The organism is Alishewanella sp. HL-SH05, assembly GCF_052655985.1.
Genome location: NZ_CP199753.1, coordinates 636,553 through 652,813 on the forward strand (window position 1 = coordinate 636,553; position 16,261 = coordinate 652,813).

General features: G+C 48.8%; 15 protein-coding genes. 12 read left to right on the forward strand and 3 right to left on the reverse strand.

Annotated features, from left to right (window positions below):
* The first annotated feature begins 108 nt into the window (after positions 1–108).
* The 7 genes from prlC to ACUJFL_RS02800 all read left to right on the forward strand — a co-directional run bounded on the left by prlC (position 109) and on the right by ACUJFL_RS02800 (position 6,474).
* Positions 109–2,175 (forward strand): oligopeptidase A, encoded by a 2,067-nt coding sequence (gene prlC, locus ACUJFL_RS02770; RefSeq protein ID WP_445428433.1) that lies wholly within the window; start codon positions 109–111, stop codon positions 2,173–2,175.
* A gap of 28 nt (positions 2,176–2,203) precedes the next feature.
* Entirely contained in the window at positions 2,204–2,689 is a 486-nt protein-coding gene (locus ACUJFL_RS02775) for a hypothetical protein (RefSeq protein WP_445428434.1), read from the forward strand.
* A 42-nt stretch (positions 2,690–2,731) separates the two neighbouring features.
* Positions 2,732–3,433 (forward strand): DNA-3-methyladenine glycosylase I, encoded by a 702-nt coding sequence (locus ACUJFL_RS02780; protein WP_445428435.1) that lies wholly within the window; start codon positions 2,732–2,734, stop codon positions 3,431–3,433.
* Complete coding sequence (locus ACUJFL_RS02785) at positions 3,430–4,179, forward strand: class I SAM-dependent methyltransferase (RefSeq protein ID WP_445428436.1); 750 nt, start codon at positions 3,430–3,432, stop codon at positions 4,177–4,179. The genes ACUJFL_RS02780 and ACUJFL_RS02785 overlap by 4 nt, the downstream gene beginning before the upstream one ends.
* Before the next feature lie 10 nt (positions 4,180–4,189).
* A complete protein-coding gene (locus tag ACUJFL_RS02790; protein ID WP_226750392.1) occupies positions 4,190–4,663 on the forward strand; it encodes a peroxiredoxin in 474 nt (157 codons plus the stop codon).
* Positions 4,664–4,932: 269 nt separating this feature from the next.
* Positions 4,933–5,673, forward strand: a complete 741-nt coding sequence (locus ACUJFL_RS02795) for a glycosyltransferase (RefSeq protein ID WP_306177287.1) — start codon at positions 4,933–4,935, stop codon at positions 5,671–5,673.
* A 9-nt stretch (positions 5,674–5,682) separates the two neighbouring features.
* Complete coding sequence (locus ACUJFL_RS02800; RefSeq protein ID WP_306177286.1) at positions 5,683–6,474, forward strand: glycosyltransferase family 25 protein; 792 nt, start codon at positions 5,683–5,685, stop codon at positions 6,472–6,474.
* A gap of 54 nt (positions 6,475–6,528) precedes the next feature.
* Here ACUJFL_RS02800 and ACUJFL_RS02805 read toward each other — a convergent pair whose 3' ends face one another.
* On the reverse strand, positions 6,529–7,560 hold the full coding sequence (locus ACUJFL_RS02805) for a glycosyltransferase (protein ID WP_445428437.1): 1,032 nt from the start codon (positions 7,558–7,560) through the stop codon (positions 6,529–6,531).
* A gap of 192 nt (positions 7,561–7,752) precedes the next feature.
* Between ACUJFL_RS02805 and waaA the strand changes: the two genes are divergently transcribed.
* Positions 7,753–9,756 carry a lipid IV(A) 3-deoxy-D-manno-octulosonic acid transferase gene (waaA, locus tag ACUJFL_RS02810; protein WP_445428438.1) on the forward strand — a complete coding sequence of 668 codons (2,004 nt, stop codon included), beginning with the start codon at positions 7,753–7,755 and terminating at the stop codon, positions 9,754–9,756.
* A gap of 1 nt (position 9,757) precedes the next feature.
* Positions 9,758–10,939: a BaiN/RdsA family NAD(P)/FAD-dependent oxidoreductase gene (locus ACUJFL_RS02815; protein ID WP_229584729.1), complete on the forward strand. Its 1,182-nt coding sequence runs from the start codon at positions 9,758–9,760 to the stop codon at positions 10,937–10,939.
* A gap of 1,548 nt (positions 10,940–12,487) precedes the next feature.
* On the opposite strand, the gene ACUJFL_RS02820 is transcribed toward ACUJFL_RS02815, so the two are convergent.
* Entirely contained in the window at positions 12,488–12,841 is a 354-nt protein-coding gene (locus ACUJFL_RS02820) for a barstar family protein (protein WP_445428439.1), read from the reverse strand.
* Positions 12,838–13,242, reverse strand: coding sequence for a ribonuclease domain-containing protein (locus tag ACUJFL_RS02825; RefSeq protein ID WP_445428440.1), 405 nt, complete (start codon positions 13,240–13,242; stop codon positions 12,838–12,840). The genes ACUJFL_RS02820 and ACUJFL_RS02825 overlap by 4 nt, the downstream gene beginning before the upstream one ends.
* A 679-nt stretch (positions 13,243–13,921) precedes the next feature.
* Here ACUJFL_RS02825 and tnpA point away from each other — a divergent pair.
* The 3 genes from tnpA to tnpC all read left to right on the forward strand — a co-directional run bounded on the left by tnpA (position 13,922) and on the right by tnpC (position 16,238).
* Entirely contained in the window at positions 13,922–14,206 is a 285-nt protein-coding gene (gene tnpA / locus ACUJFL_RS02830; RefSeq protein ID WP_445427373.1) for an IS66 family insertion sequence element accessory protein TnpA, read from the forward strand.
* Positions 14,207–14,208: 2 nt separating this feature from the next.
* On the forward strand, positions 14,209–14,565 hold the full coding sequence (tnpB, locus tag ACUJFL_RS02835) for an IS66 family insertion sequence element accessory protein TnpB (RefSeq protein WP_445425237.1): 357 nt from the start codon (positions 14,209–14,211) through the stop codon (positions 14,563–14,565).
* 92 nt (positions 14,566–14,657) lie between these two features.
* Positions 14,658–16,238 (forward strand): IS66 family transposase, encoded by a 1,581-nt coding sequence (gene tnpC / locus ACUJFL_RS02840; protein ID WP_445428233.1) that lies wholly within the window; start codon positions 14,658–14,660, stop codon positions 16,236–16,238.
* Positions 16,239–16,261: the final 23 nt, after the last annotated feature.

The following is a 16,261-nucleotide window of genomic DNA, read 5'->3' on the forward strand; positions in this document are numbered from 1 at the left end:
AAGCCACAGATTACAAGCCAATGTCGGCAATTTGCGGTTAACGCCTTGACAACCAGAGCCAAAACCCCAACATAGCATACATCTCGCTTATTTAAAGGAACTGCTCTTATGACAACTTTATCTGTTGCCGCCGTTCAAGCTAACCCCTTGTTAACCTTCACTGACTTACCGCCATTTTCCGCTATCCAACCAGAACATATAAAGCCTGCCGTTGAGCATGCCATTGCCAGCGCGCGCGCTGCGGTTGAACGTGTGGTTGCCGCGGCAGATGTGAGTTGGCATAGCCTCATTACTGAATTAGAGCAAGACAGCGATCGGCTGGGCAAATTGTGGTCGCCAGTGTCGCATCTCAATTCTGTAGCCAATAGCCCAGAGCTGCGTGAAGCCTACGAAAGTTGTTTGCCGCTGTTGTCAGAGTTTAGTACCTGGTTAGGTCAGCATGAGGGCTTATATCAAAAATATCAGCAGTTACATGATAGTGCTGAGTTCGCACAGTTAACGGCGGCCCAGCAAAAAGTCATCACCAACGCCCTGCGTGATTTTAAATTATCAGGCATTGGCTTACCGGCAGCGAAGAAACAGCGTTATGGCGAAATTCAAAGCCGTTTATCTGATTTAAGCTCAAGCTTTGCTAATAATACCTTAGATGCCACTCAGGCGTGGTTCAAGCACGTTACTGATGAGGCACAATTAGCGGGCTTACCGGCAGATGCTAAACTGGCTGCGGCAGAAGAAGCGGAACACCGTGAATTAACCGGTTGGGTGTTTACCCTGGAGTTCCCGAGTTATATCGCCGTGATGACTTACGCTGACGATCAGGCACTGCGCCAAGAGTTATACAGCGCCTATTGCACGCGCGCCTCAGAGCAAGGCCCAACCGCGGGCCAGTTTGATAACACGGCAATAATTGAAGAAACCCTGGCGCTAAAACATGAGTTAGCGCAACTGCTAGATTTTGCTAACGCGGCCGATGAGTCGTTGGCGACCAAAATGGCAGAGTCGCCACAGCAAGTGTTAGATTTTTTAACGGATTTAGCGGGTCGCGCTAAACCACAAGCGCAGCGCGATTTAGCCGAGTTAACCCAATTTGCCAAAGAACAATTTGGCGTGGCTGAGTTGCATGCTTGGGATATCACTTATTATGCCGACAAGCTGAAAGAAGCGCGTTATGCCGTTTCTGATGAGCTGTTACGCCCTTATTTCCCGGCTACAAAAGTGGTACCGGGTTTGTTCGCCGTATTACATAAATTGTTTGGCATTACAGTAAAACCGCGTGCTGGCGTGGATGTGTGGCATGCTGATGTGCAGTTTTATGATGTGTTTGCTGCCGATGGCTCGTTGCGTGGCAGTTTCTATCTTGATCTGTATGCCCGTAGTAAAAAACGCGGTGGCGCCTGGATGGATGATTGCCAAGGCCGACGTGTTTTCCCCAACGGTCAGTTACAAACCCCGGTGGCCTATTTAACCTGTAACTTTAATAAACCCGTAGGTGGCAAGCCTGCGCTGTTTACGCATGACGAAGTGATTACTTTATTTCACGAGTTTGGTCATGGTTTACATCATATGTTAACCCAAGTTGATGCGGCTGCCGTGGCGGGTATTAATGGTGTCGCTTGGGATGCAGTAGAGCTACCCAGTCAGTTTTTAGAGAACTGGTGTTGGACACCAGAAGCGTTAGCGCTGATCTCCGGCCATTATGAAACGGGTGAGCCGCTACCAGAAAACTTATTAAACAAAGTGTTGGCCGCGAAAAATTTCCAATCGGCGTTGTTTTTGATTCGACAATTAGAGTTCGCCTTGTTTGATATGCGCTTGCATGCCGAATTCAACCCAACCGAGGGGGGCCGTGTGCAACAGTTGCTGGATGAAGTGCGCGCCGAGGTGTCGGTGATTATGCCGCCACGCTTTAATCGCTTTCAACATAGCTTTGGTCATATTTTTGCCGGTGGTTACGCGGCAGGCTACTATAGTTACTTATGGGCAGAAGTATTATCCGCCGATGCCTTTAGCCGCTTCGAAGAAGAAGGGGTATTTAATGCCGCTACCGGGCAAGACTTTTTACAATGGATTTTAGAGCGCGGTGGCAGTGCCGAACCCATGGAGTTGTTTAAAGGTTTCCGAGGCCGCGAGCCCTCTAACGAAGCCTTATTGCGACATATGGGGATTGCCAGCTAAGGCTGGCTTACTGAAAAAGGAAAACATTATGTTGCATGCCAAAAAACTCGTCTTGCTATTAGGTTGTTTACCGCTGTTAGCGTGTCAGCAACCGGTTGGTAACAGTGCTGAACGGGTTGCACCCGCGCCCTTAGTGGAACAAATTGATCCACAAACCGAACCCGTGAAAGCCATGCGTGCGCATCAACAGCAACAAAGTATGGCGCTGGCCGATGTTGGGCAATTACGCGCTGAGGTGTTACAACTGACACGAGATAAAAGCGCTGATAACGTGCAGCAATGCTTAGTAATAGGGTTGGGGCATAAATCTTGTGGAGGGCCATCGGAGTATATCTCTGTTTCGACCAAGGGGCATGATGAAAGCGTCTTGCTGAAAAAAATTAGTGCCTATAATCAAGCGGTCGAAGCTGAAAATATGCGCAAGGGCATGATGTCTGACTGCTCGGTGGTGATGAAACCCCAAGTACAATTAAATAATGGCCAATGTGAGTTGGTAAAAGAACTTACGCAGTAAGCAGCAAAGATTAACGCTTCGCTGCGGTAAAGGGGATGCTGAGTGCGTCAGGTAGAAAAATTTAGTGACATTCTGCAACGCGCAAAAGAGCGTAAGGGCGGCGCAGCAGCCTTGGCGGCGTTAGTGGGTAAACCCTTGTCGAACAAGGCTATCGCACAATTGCCCGACAGTGTGTTTTTAGCCGAGTTTAGTAAAAAAGTCTTTCAATCCGGTTTTGTTTGGCGCGTAGTGCGGCAAAAATGGCCCGCATTTTGTGAGCTGTTTTTCGACTTTGATATCGAAAAAATGTTGTTGCTAAGTGACGAAATGCTGGAAAAAAGAGCGCAAGATCCGCGGATTATTCGCAACTTAAATAAGGTTTTTACTATCCGTGATAATGCATTGATGATTTATCACGTGCAGCAGCAACACGGCAGCTTTGCGCGCTTTGTGGCTGATTGGCCAAGCGCTGACATTATTGGGCTGTGGAATTATTTAAAAAAACACGGCGCACGCTTAGGTGGCAATACCGGGCCTTACGCTTTGCGTACCTTGGGTAAAGACACCTTTTTATTAACCCAAGATGTTGAAGCCTATTTAAAAGCTTATGGGGTATTTGATGGGGGCATTAGCAGTAAACGCAGCCAACAGCAGATCCAGCAACAATTTAACGACTGGCAGCAACAAAGCGGCCTGAGTTTGCAAGAAATCAGTCAAATCGTGTCTTACAGTGTCGGTGATAATTATGCCGGTATGCAGCAATGAGTGCGGTGTTACTTATTGCTGACTTGCCCGCTGAGTTGTCGGTCGAGTTAACGCAACGTTTTGGTTTAACCTTAAGCGATAGCGCGACGGGTTGGCATCTACGTTGGGTTGAGCAGCAGCTAGTGCTTCGACACACCGACATGCCGAAACAGGGTGATATCGTGGTCGATTTTGCCAGTGCAGCCGCGACTTATCGCCGTCAACATGGTGGCGCCAAAAGCGAAGGCATCGCCAAAGCTTGTGGCCTGCATAAAAAGCGCGATTTGCAGATTATTGATGCCACTGCCGGCCTGGGGCGTGATGCCTTAGTGCTGGCGAATGTCGGCGCACATGTTACCTTAGTTGAGCGCAACCCGCTGGTTGCTGCACTATTATACGATGGCCTGCAGCGCGCGGCTGCGCATGCCAGCACGGCCGAGTTGGCCAGTAGAATGCAGCTACATTTTGCTCCAGCGCTACAAGCGTTAACCTGCTTGCCCACGGCCGATGTCGTCTATCTTGATCCGATGTTTCCACCGCGTGAAAAATCTGCGTTAGTTAAAAAAGAAATGCGGGCCTTTCATGATGTGATAGGCAGTGATACCGATGCGGATGCCCTGTTAGAACCGGCGTTGGCCTTGGCGAAGTACCGTGTTGTGGTAAAGCGCCCGGGCTATGCGCAAGTGCTGGCTCAGCGCGAGCCGCAACTGGTGGTAAAAGGTAAAAATAACCGTTTTGATGTTTATATTAAACAAGCCATAACCTAAGGATATAACAATGATTAAAGTAGGCGATAAATTACCCGAAGTGACTTTTGCTCAATTAACGGCAGAAGGTATGCAAAGCCCAACCACCAGCGATGTGTTCGCTGGTAAAAAAGTGGTGTTGTTCGCCGTACCTGGCGCCTTTACGCCAACCTGTTCAGCAGCACATTTGCCTGGTTATATTGCGTTGGCGGATCAAATTAAAGCGAAGGGCGTTGATACTATTGTTTGTATTGCCGTAAACGATGCATTTGTGATGAAAGCCTGGGCTGACAGCCAAAATGCAGAAGAAATTACCTTTTTAGCCGATGGCGGTGCTAGTTTCCATAAAGCGATAGGTTTAACCATGGAGACCGGTGATTTTGGCGGTGTTCGTTCAGAGCGTTACGCAATGATCGTCGATGACGGCGTAGTAAGCCTGCTTAATGTTGAACCACCAAAGAGCTTTGAAGTCAGTAAAGCCGAAACGGTGCTCGCTGCACTATAAGTCTCAGCGTAAAACGCGTAGCCATTGAGCTGCGCGTTTTGCTTTTGAAGCGGTTAAAACTGCGGTTGAGTAGGGCGAGTCAGTTACACCTGCGCGATTTCTCGTCAATCCATCACCTTTATGCCAGTACCGTTTAGAAAAAGCAGCGCAGCAAGGTCGCTTAACGGTTATCATAGGTAGTATGAGAGCGTAGTGAGGTATTTGACCTTATTCCGTAAGCATAGTAGCTTGCTAACTGCGTATGTAGACAGAGTGGATCTGAGGAATTTATGACAACAGTAAATGTACTGTGTATTAAGTGGGGCAAAAAGTATGGCCCTGATTACGTCAATAAGCTGCATTCGATGGTGAGTCGTAATCTGACCTTGCCGTTTCGCTTTATTTGCTTAACCGACGACGCCGTTGGTATCGACAGCCATATTGAAGTAAAAGATATTCCGGCTGTGGGTTTTAAAGATTTTGATGAACGTCACCCATGGAGTTTTGGCCATGGTTGGTTAAAAGTCACCAGCTTTGCTGATCCGTTATATGACTTAACCGGGCCGACGTTATTTATCGATTTAGATGTGGTCATTGTCGACAACATCGATTGCTTCTTCGAGCCGAAAGGCGAATTCTTCGTGATTAAAGAGTGGGATAAAACCGATGCCACCGGTAATACCTCGGTATACCGTTATGAAATTGGTGCTCACAGCGACTTAATTGATTTACTGAAAAATCATAAAGAGCGCGAATTAGCCAAAGTACGCAACGAACAAGAATTCGTTACGCAAAACTTAGCCGCACAAAAAAAATTACAATACTGGCCTGAAGGCTGGTGCGTAAGCTTTAAACGGCACTGTTTGCCAAAAGGCATTATGAACTGGTTTAAGCCAGCCGTGATCCCGAAAGGGGCGAAAATTGTTGCTTTCCATGGTAAACCTAATCCGCCGGATGCCGTCGCAGGTATCAGCGGCAAGTGGTATCGGCGCGTGCTGCCGGTGCAGTGGGTTAAGGATATGTGGCAGTAAGTTTCGCTAATGCGCTATAAAATTTTCATTATCAATCTGGCGCGCTCACCCGAGCGCTACCAGCAAGCTTTAGCGCAGCTCGCGCAATGGCCTGATCTGCCTGTAGAACGCATTGACGCGGCCGATGGCCGTGTGATGTCCGCAGCCGACATTGCGCAATATTACTCTGCCAGCGCCAACCAACGCTTACATCATAAAACACTAAAAGCCGGTGAAAAGGGCGCTTTTATTAGCCATATTCGTTGCTGGCAGCAAATTGTGGCTCAGCAGCTCGATTTTGCCTTGATCCTTGAAGATGACTTTCTGGTAGATGGCGATTTACCCGCCTTATTGTCGGCTATCGCGGCCGTGCCCACCCCCTGGCATTTATTAAAACTGGCCATGCCAAATAAACAACAAAAAATCATAGCCAGTTCCCCCGGTACGCCTTTTCAGTTGGTGCATTTTCAGAAGAATCCGATCTCGGCTGTGGCACAAGCGGTGAGCTTGGCTGGTGCTAAATTGTTGTTAGAGCGAGAAGTGCCTTTTGGGCGGCCGGTAGATGTTGCCATGCAATATAGTTGGCAATTAGGCTTTCAGGCGATGGGCTTGTGGCCGCTGATCTTCAAACCGGATCTGGGTTTTGATAGCACCATAGCCGGTAAGCAAAATGACCAGGTCAAGCGGTCAGTGTTTTACTGGCGACGGCTGGAGTTTATTGTTGCCAATTTATGGCATAACCTGAAAACTTACGGCCCTAAGGCGTTGTTGCGTGCCCGAAAATGGCCGAATACCCGTGGCAGTACGCGGTTATCAAACTAGCTTGGTAACCTGGTGTGCGGCAACGCCATTGCGGTTTATTGATTTTCCACAGACTCAAACCTGGCTTTTCGCTGTATTTTGTATGGCCAATTGTTGCTGATAAAAAGCTAACACTTCAGCGGCTTTAGCTGCTGGTTCAAACCGCTGCATCGGATATTGACGGCGTTGTAACTGTGTAAGCTGCTCTTTGATGCGCTGTGCCAAGGTTTCAGCATCATCCATCGGCACTAATTCGGTAGCAAACAGCGGTTGTAAATATTTTGCGCCTTCTGAGGCGGTGGCAACAATGGGTAAACCAGCATGCATCGCTTCTAAAAAGACTAAACCAAAAGGTTCACTGCGGGCGGTGCTGACAAACAGATCAAAGCAAGCGAGCCATTGCTGAGGTTCGCTACTAAAGCCTGGCATAATCACAGTACTTGGTGCTTTATCTCGAATTTGCTGCCAATGTTTGCCCTCACCCACAATCACTAAGCGGCTATTAGGGATATTCGCGAGGCTAAAGGCTTGTAATAAAGTCTCTTGGCCTTTGCTTTGCTCTACTCGACCCAAAGTACCAATCACGACATCATCAGGGCCAATCGCATGCTCTTGGCGCAAGCGTTCCCGCGCATCCATCGGCACGCTTTTGGCTGCTGACCAGTTATCGAGTTGCACCGTGCGCTCACGCAGCGGCAGAGGAATGGCCGCCATTTGCCAAGGGGCGATAGCGATTAAGGCATCAAGCTTAGCATGCTGTTGTTTTTTATAATGAATGTGTAAAGTGGCTACGCGTAGACACAAACCGGGAACACCTTGTAATACCCGACAGGCAGCACTAAGGTGCGCGTGTGCCACATCGGGTTTTAACTGTTTCAGCAGGCGTTTCGCGCGAAAGATCGCGAGGAATTTCATGCCACTAACCAATTTAAGGTTAACCTTAGGCGAAACCCGATGGGCAATAGCATTAGCCCGCTGCTCAGCGCCGCGTTGATGCAAAATCAGGGTGACGTCATGGTCTTGTTCGGCCTGTAAGTTGGCCAGCTCGACCGCATAACGCTCGCTACCTGCAAAACTGTGGGTGAGAATAATATGGACAATTTTCATAACGGCTCATCAACAAGGGTGGCGCGCAAGCGCAGCGGACTAGATAACCGCATGGTATACTATTTACCGTTTTGGCAAAAGCCGTTGCTAAGGTTGCCGTTAACGGCGTTAGGGTCAGGCCACGTAAGGCTGACGACACACCGTTGGCAGTGACTTTTCCGCCATGAATGGCTTTATAAAAGGGTTGTTGATTTGTTTAGGCTGATCTACTCGCTACTCCTGTATTTGCTGCTGTTGCCGCTATTACTTTATTTGCTTTGGCGTTCGCGCAAAGATCCTGCTTATCGGCAGCGGTTAACTGAGCGGTTTAGCTGGCAACTGGCTGCCTTAAAGCTAAAACCTCACGGTATTGTGGTGCATGCGGTGTCGGTTGGCGAAGTGATTGCCGCCACCCCACTGATCCGCCAGTTGCAGCAACGTTATCCCACACAACCCATTACGGTAACCTGCACCACGCCAACCGGCAGCGCCACTATTGTTGAGCGGTTTGGTGATAGTGTGCAGCATTGTTACTTACCCTTTGATTATGTTGGCGCAGTGGGGCGTTTTTTACGATACTTGCAACCGCGCTTAGTGGTGATTGTTGAAACGGAACTATGGCCAAATCTGTTAGCGGGTTGTCGTTATGCGAACATCCCCGTGGTGGTGGTGAATGCCCGATTATCGGCTAAGTCGGCTAAAGGCTATCGCCGTTTTCATAAAATTAGCCAAAGTCTGTTAGCCGATATTAGCCTGCTGTTGTGCCAAAACCGCGCGACCGCCGCACGTTTTCGAGCCTTAGGCTACCGCAATACGATGCAGGTGGCCGGTAATTTAAAGTTCGAGTTGGCATTACCCAGTACGCAGCAGGGGTTAGTTAAGCGCTTTGAGCCGGTCTTGTCGCAGCGCTTAGTGTGGGTGGCCGGTAGCACGCATGCGGGTGAAGATGAGCAGTTGCTGGCGCTTTATCCGGTGTTAAAACAGCAATTTCCAAATTTACTGTTGATGTTAGTGCCTCGGCATCCTGAACGTTTTGATAAGGTTGCCGACTTAGTCACCGCCGCCGGTTTAAGCGTGTGGCGGCGCAGCAGTGACCGTTTGCCCGAGGCAACGGTAGAGGTAGCGCTGGGCGATTCGATGGGCGAGTTGCTAAGTTGGTATCAATTAGCTGATTTAGTGTTTATCGGCGGCAGCCTCATTCCGCGCGGCGGTCACAACCCGTTAGAGGCCATCAGCTTTGCTAAAGCGGTGCAAAGCGGGCCACATGTGTTTAATTTTAAAGAAGCTTACCGCCAGCTACTACAACGCGCTGCAGTCAGTATGGTGCCAGACGCTGCGGCCTTGTTAGCGGATAGCCAAAGATTGCTTGCAGACAGGGCGTTACGCCAAGCACAGGGCAAGCGGGCACAGGTATTTTTCTTGCAGCAGCAAGGTGCAACTTCACGCACGCTGCAAGCCATTGCACAGCTGATAGGAGCAAGCATGCCGCATCATGTTCACCAGCAAGGGCATGAAACCTTCTGGTTTGATCCCGAGTTTTTTTCAACACTTAGCGCCGCACAATTTGATAGCCAGTGGTGGCAGCAACAAGACGCGGTGATTGGCAGTTCCAGTGGTCGTAATATTGCGTACTTTGTTAAGCATCAACAGCATAAGCTGGTGTTGCGCCATTATTATCGTGGTGGCTTAGTCGGTAAGCTATTGCATGATCAATTTTGGCTGCAATCAGTGGGCAATAGCCGCGCCATGCAAGAATATCAGCTATTAGCCTGGATGCGCGAGCAAGGGCTGGCGGTACCCAAACCGGTGGCCGCGCGTTATCAGCGTAGCGGCTTAATATACCGGGCTGATTTACTTATTGAACTGATCCCCGATAGCAAAGACTTGGCGGCCATTTTACAGCAAAGGCTACTGACGCAGGCCGAATGGCAAGCGGTGGGTAAGGCGATTGCTCGTATGCATCAGCTGGGTGTGTATCACTCGGATCTGAACTGTCGCAATATCATGTTAGATGGCAGCGGCACGGTGTGGTTAATTGATTTTGATAAATGTCAGCGCCGCTCAAAAGGACCGTGGACGGAGCAAAACTTAGCCCGGTTATTGCGCTCATTGAATAAAGAATTAGCTAAATTGCCGGTATTTCATTGGCAGGCTGCCGCATGGGATGATGTGATGCAGGGTTATCAGCAACAATTAAACAGCAAAGGTCAGGCATAAGATGCAGCAGTGGGATGTTATCGTTATTGGCGCCGGTGCCGCCGGGTTATTTTGTGCCATCGAAGCCGCAAAGCGCGGCCGTAAAACCCTCGTGCTGGATAATGGTAAGCGCATCGGTCGCAAAATTATTATGTCGGGTGGCGGCCGATGTAATTTCACCAATATGTATGCCAGCCCCGCCAACTTTCTCTCGCAAAATCCGCACTTTTGTAAATCGGCGCTCAGCCGTTATACCCAGTGGGATTTTATCGCGCTGGTGCAGCAATATGGTATTGCTTACCATGAGAAAACCCTAGGCCAGTTGTTTTGTGACAACAGCGCCAAAGACATCGTCGAGATGCTGCAGCAAGAGTGCGACAAAGCAGGCGTGCAAATCGGCTTACAACAAGATATTCAACAGGTCAGTTTTGTGGATGGCCAGTATCAACTCACTACAGCGCAAGGCGTGCGGCAGTGCCACAGTTTAGTGATCGCCAGTGGCGGTTTAAGTTTGCCGAACTTAGGCGCTACCGCCTTTGGTTTTCAGCTAGCAGAGCAGTTTGGTTTAAAGGTGTTGCCGGTGCGTGCGGGCTTAGTGCCGTTAACGTGGCAACCCAGCGATAAAGCGGTGTTTGAAGAAATTAGCGGTGTGGCGCTTCCGGTTACGGCTGAGGCGAATGACACCCAGTTTCCGGAAGATATGTTGTTTACTCACCGCGGCTTAAGCGGCCCGGCTATTTTGCAAATCTCTAACTACTGGCAACCCGGTGACGAGCTTCGTGTTAATTTAGCTGCCGGCCAAGATGTCACGGCATTTTTAACTGAGCAGCAGCAACAGCATCCGGCGCAAGAGTTAAAAACCAGCTTAGCGCGCTTAATTCCCAAGCGCTTAGTGGATAAGTTGCTGGAATTACAGTTGTTTCAAAACCAGCCATTAAAAGCCCTGAACGCCAAAAGCATTGCCCGCCTCGATGAGTTATTAACGCAATATGTGTTTAAACCCAATGGCACCGAAGGGTATCGCACCGCCGAAGTCACTCTTGGTGGCGTTGACACCAACGAGTTATCCTCTAAAACCATGGAAGCGAAAAAGCAACCTGGTTTGTATTTTATCGGCGAAGTGGTCGATGTTACCGGTTGGCTAGGGGGCTATAATTTTCAATGGGCGTGGAGCAGTGGTTGGGTGGCAGGGCAGTATTGTTAGGTGGCTCTTTTTGTCAGCGTGCTGAGTCAAAGCTTCACTTTGCGTTGAGTTTCTAGCCAAGGTTTCACCTTGCGGTGAGAGACTTTCTTTTACATCGCCAAAAGAAAGTCTCGCAAAGAAAAAGGCGACCCACGTTGCGGCGAAAGCCCGTTCAATTTTGCCCGCCCAAGGCGACGAGGTAACTCGCTCGGCGCTACCGCGCCTCACTCAAACACCCCTCGTTTTAAAACCTGGGTCGTGCAAACTTGCTCGGCTTGCAACGTAATGGGATTAAAAGCATAGCAGTGATAGCAAAATCTGTATCATATAAACCACAGTGGTAAGTGTTTAGCCAAGGTTTCACCTTGCGGTGAGAGACTTTCTTTTGCACCGCCAAAAGAAAGTCTCGCAAAGAAAAGGCGACCCACGTTGCGGCGAAAGCCCGTTCAATTTTGCCCGCCCAAGGCGACGAGGTAACTCGCTCGGCGCTACCGCCCCTCACTCAAACACCCCTCGTCTTAAAACCTTGGTCGTGCAAACTTGCTCGGCTTGCAACGTAATGGGATTAAAAGCATAGCAGTGATAGCAAAATCTGCATCATATAAACCACAGTGGTAAGTGTTTAGCCAAGGTTTCACCTTGCGGTGAGAGACTTTCTTTTGCATCGCCAAAAGAAAGTCTCGCAAAGAAAAGGCGACCCACGTTGCGGCGAAAGCCCGTTCAATTTTGCCCGCCCAAGGCGACGAGGTAACTCGCTCGGCGCTACCGCGCCTCACTCAAACACCCCTCGTCTTAAAACCTTGGTCGTGCAAACTTGCTCGGCTTGCAACGTAATGGGACTGAAAAGCACATCAGCCTTAAATGCTTAGTCTTTGACTTCAAACATGAAAACGATTTGGGGTAAAAAACGGATTATTCAGCTTAGCGAATACTGCTCTGGCTTTTAGTCCCCTTAGAGCGAGCCGACTGAACATCGGTGGCCAAGGTTTTAAGCATACTCTCGGTATCTGACCCCGAGACTTCTCCTTAATCTGAGTTGCTGAAATGATGATCAAAGCTTTGGGGTAAAAAACGTAATATGCAGCTAAGCGCATACTGCTTTGGCTTTTATTCCCCCTTAGAGCGAGCCGACTGATCATCGTTGTCCAAGGTTTTAAGAAAACGGGTGTTTGAGTGCGGCGACGCTAGCGCCGCGCGAGTTACGTTTTCGCCTTGGACAACGCATGAGCAGTTGGGCTTTCGAGCGGAAGTGGGGTCGCATTTTCTTTGGATACTTTCTTTTGGCGACGCAAAAGAAAGTATCTCGCCAACGGCGAAAACGTTAATGACTGCCGTCTTACAATTTCACCTTGCCGCCGTGGCTGAGGTTACGCAGTGGCGTAAAATTACATACTCTCGGTATTTGACCCCGAAGCTTACGACAAAGTGATGATTTATACCAATACCCCAGAGCACTGTATTGAACTGGCGCGCGCCGACTGTGCAGAGTCTCCAGAATGGCCAAAATGCCGGTTGTTACCGCAATTCAATGCGACAAGGATAACTATTGGATCTGACTCGTAACGTTCTTTAAGGCTCAATAAATAACTCTATCTGCAACTTTACCCCTTTGCTGCCAGCATAGTGCATTAAGTCTTGCATTAATTGCTGCCAGATAGCCAGCGCATCGCTATCAATGGTTGGCTGGCTGCCGGTGCAAAAACACCAAACGGTGGGTGTAGTAAGGGTATCAACAACATCCAGCAACAGATCATAAGCAGCGTCAAAATTTTCGCCGAAGTAATCAGGAAACTGAAAATAGCGCTGCAAGTTGGCTAAGATGGTTTGTTGGTTAAGGATGTCGTCTTGAGCAAGACAAATAGCATTAGTCGGGGCAGTAGCATGCTGCAGTGAAACACCACGGTTATAAGCTTGCTCCATCATTGAGCACCAGAAATAGTTCGAAAAGAACGATAATGATCTTCGGTGTAATAATATACTATCGGTGGATTGCCACCTGTGACAACTCGCCGCGGACCACGGTGTGAAAGGCCTGGGGTATCAACCGTATATTCCCGATAGTAACCGCTTGGTTTAGAAGGCAACAGCCGCTCTCTGTTTTGAAAGGTAATGCCATCGCGATCATATGGAAACGGGCCATTACTACGGATCCGTTGTAATGTTTTTTGTAGCTCCCGCTCCTGTGCAGACTGATGCGATTGCGGGTAGGCGTTTTGTTCTGCTACAGCATTGTTAAAACCGTCATCAAAGCCTTTACTGATATCACTACCTTGAAAATGGTAGATACCAGCCAACACCAGCAACAATACCAGCAACTTTTTCATGTGAAATCCTTTTCTAAATAACCAATACAATATTCTCAGACATTCACTATACGTACAACTGAACTTTCATCCGCTTTCATGTTTTCCAATATATCATTACCTGTTCTTGAATCAACGGGGTCAGTGACATTGAACCGTGGATGTGACCGGTTGCCTAGAGGCCACTATTTTCAATGGTGCTGGCGCAGTGGCTGGGTAGCAGGGCAGTATTTTTAAGTGACTTTTTTCATCGTAGCGCTAAACAAATTTTGACATGCGACTATGCGTTAACTATTTTTATTACTTGTTTGTTGCGGTTTGGTTATCTGCATCATTTATACAACAGTGGTAAGTGTTTAGCCAAGGTTTCACCTTGTGGTGAGATACTTTCTTTTGCATCGCCAAAAGAAAGTATCCAAAGAAAATGCGACCCACGTTGCGGCGAAAGCCCGTTCAATTTTATCCGCCCAAGGCGACGAGGTAACTCGCTCGGCGCTACCGCACCTTACTCAAACACCCCTCGTCTTAAAACCTTGGTCGCGCAAACTTGATCGGCTTGCAACGTAATGGGATTTAAAAGCACTTCAGCCTTTGGTGTATTTCGATTTAAGGTTATGTAAGCGTAACGCCAACCACACATTCCTATCCTAACTGATCAACATTACCCTGTCTGCCACTTTAAATTATCAGGGTAATCATCATGAAACGCACTAAAGAACAATGGCTAGCGTTATTCGCCGAGCAAGCCCAAAGTGGCCTCACTCAAACGGCATTTGCTAAACGACAAGGGATTATTCCGACCTACTTCAATCTGCGTAAACGCCAGTTGTTGGCTCATCAGAATGACGACACCGGTTTCATTGAATTAACACCACAAAGCTCGCCACTGGCACGGCATATCCTGCTACGCAAGCGTGATATGGAATTGCAACTTCCAGCAGGGACGGATGCACTCTGGTTAGCCGCCTTGCTCAGGGCACTTTGACCATGAAAATGTTCCTCGATGTGCTTAAGGTCTATTTGCATAAACAGCCGGTCGACTTTCGCAAATCCATTAATGGCTTATCGTTGCTGGTCGAGCAAGAGATGCAGCTCTCGCCATTTAGCGGCGCGTTGTTTGTGTTCTGCAATCGGCAGCGTACTCGGTTAAAAGTGCTGTACTGGGATAGCACTGGGTTTTGTCTGTGGTACAAGCGACTTGAAAAAGACACGTTTCGCTGGCCAAGGCAGATGCCAGGTAAAGTGTTGTCGATTAGCGAGCAGCAATGGCATTGGCTGTTGCAAGGTGTCGATATTCAAAAAATCACCGCGCACCAGCCGCTGCATTACCAGAGTGTGGGTTGATATGCCGATCGGCTATAAATCCTGTAGATCGCATCCAAAACAATCTAAATCTTACCAAGCACTTAGCCAAATTGGCCGTTACAATAACGGCCATGAAAAAGATACCAGACACCCTACCTGATGACGTTGAACTGCTTAAGAAAATGCTGCTTGAGCAGTCCGCGCTACTTGCCAAGCATGAGCAAAAGCTTGAGCGCAAACTGGCGCAAAAAGACAAACGCATCGCTAAACTAGAGCGGGTTAACCAGCAGCTGTCGGATAAGCTGCAGCAATTGCTGGAGCGCTATAACCTGAAGAAGTACCAGAAATTTAGCCCCAGCAGCGAGACCTACGAAGGTGAAGGCGAAGTCTTAAATGAGGCCGAACAGCTTATTGAAGACGAGTCCGTAGCGACAGAGCCAGATACTCAGACGACCGAGAGCGCTGAGAAAGCCGCCAAGCCACGCCGACCGCGTATTACCCCTGAATTGCCCCGCGTTGACGTTATCCATGACATTGACGATAAAACCTGTGCCTGCTGCGGCCATGCCCTGCATCAAATGGGTGAAGAGGTTAGTGAGCAAATTGAGTTCGTGCCCGCGCAAATCCGTGTGCTGAGAAATGTCCGGTTGAAATACAGCTGCCGGCAGTGTGAAACCAATGGCACTAAGGTCGACATTAAGATTGCCGATGTACCGCCTGCGGTTATCCCTAAGAGTATGGCCACGCCAAGTTTACTGGCGCAAATCATCAGCAGCAAAATGCACTATGGCTTACCGCTGTACCGACAAGAGCAGTTGTTTAATCAGGCGGGCATTGAGCTTAGTCGTCAAACGATGAGTCGTTGGCTGATAACTTGTGCAGAAAAACTGCAACCGCTATTGGCCTTAATGAAAACCGAGCTTCTGAAACAGCCGGTGCTGTGGGCAGATGAAACCACGGTTAATGTGCTGGATGTTGAGAAAAGCACCTGTTACATGTGGGTATATGGCTGTGGCTTAGAAAAAAGTACCGGCCCTAAGCTGGTGCTGTTTGATTATCAGGATAGTCGCAGCAGTAAACATCCCTGTGACTTCTTATCCGGCTTTAACGGTTATCTGCAGGTCGATGGTTATGCCGGATATGAGAAAACCGACGCAACCTTAGTCGGTTGCTGGGCGCATGCCAGACGCAAGTTCGTTGAAGCCCAAAAAGCGCAGGGCAAAGGCAAAACGGGTAAAGCGGATGTGGCCCTTAACCACATCCAGAAACTCTATGCACTGGAGAGTAAATTAAAAACCGTACCGCCTGACAAGAAGTATGACGCCAGACAAGCACTAGCTAAACCACTGCTAGAACAATTTAAAAGCTGGCTGGATAAATCAAGCGAGAGTGTCACGAAAGAAAGCTTACTGGGAGTCGCTATCACGTATAGCCTGAATCAGTGGCCCAAGCTCATCCGCTATCTGGACGATGGTAGACTTAATATCGACAACAACCGTGCTGAGCGCGCCGTCAAACCGTTCGTGATTGGACGCAAGGCGTGGTTGTTTGCCAATACTGAAACGGGCGCAGAAGCCAGTGCTGCAATGTATAGCCTAGTCGAAACGGCCAAAATTAATGGTCTGGAACCGTATAATTACTTATACCGCTTGCTCACTGAGCTGCCAAAAGCCAATACCCACGAGCAATTGCAACAGCTCCTGCCTTACTGATCAGCAGCCACACCGCAAGGTGT

Excerpts from the sequence above, each read along its gene's own strand:
- prlC (WP_445428433.1), top strand. The coding sequence starts at position 109 with ATGACAACTTTATCTGTTGCCGCCGTTCAAGCTAACCCCTTGTTAACC.
- ACUJFL_RS02775 (WP_445428434.1), top strand. The coding sequence starts at position 2,204 with ATGTTGCATGCCAAAAAACTCGTCTTGCTATTAGGTTGTTTACCGCTG.
- ACUJFL_RS02785 (WP_445428436.1), top strand. The coding sequence starts at position 3,430 with ATGAGTGCGGTGTTACTTATTGCTGACTTGCCCGCTGAGTTGTCGGTC.
- ACUJFL_RS02790 (WP_226750392.1), top strand. The coding sequence starts at position 4,190 with ATGATTAAAGTAGGCGATAAATTACCCGAAGTGACTTTTGCTCAATTA.
- ACUJFL_RS02795 (WP_306177287.1), top strand. The coding sequence starts at position 4,933 with ATGACAACAGTAAATGTACTGTGTATTAAGTGGGGCAAAAAGTATGGC.
- ACUJFL_RS02800 (WP_306177286.1), top strand. The coding sequence starts at position 5,683 with ATGCGCTATAAAATTTTCATTATCAATCTGGCGCGCTCACCCGAGCGC.
- ACUJFL_RS02805 (WP_445428437.1), bottom strand. The coding sequence starts at position 7,560 with ATGAAAATTGTCCATATTATTCTCACCCACAGTTTTGCAGGTAGCGAG.
- ACUJFL_RS02815 (WP_229584729.1), top strand. The coding sequence starts at position 9,758 with ATGCAGCAGTGGGATGTTATCGTTATTGGCGCCGGTGCCGCCGGGTTA.
- ACUJFL_RS02820 (WP_445428439.1), bottom strand. The coding sequence starts at position 12,841 with ATGATGGAGCAAGCTTATAACCGTGGTGTTTCACTGCAGCATGCTACT.
- ACUJFL_RS02825 (WP_445428440.1), bottom strand. The coding sequence starts at position 13,242 with ATGAAAAAGTTGCTGGTATTGTTGCTGGTGTTGGCTGGTATCTACCAT.
- tnpA (WP_445427373.1), top strand. The coding sequence starts at position 13,922 with ATGAAACGCACTAAAGAACAATGGCTAGCGTTATTCGCCGAGCAAGCC.
- tnpB (WP_445425237.1), top strand. The coding sequence starts at position 14,209 with ATGAAAATGTTCCTCGATGTGCTTAAGGTCTATTTGCATAAACAGCCG.
- tnpC (WP_445428233.1), top strand. The coding sequence starts at position 14,658 with ATGAAAAAGATACCAGACACCCTACCTGATGACGTTGAACTGCTTAAG.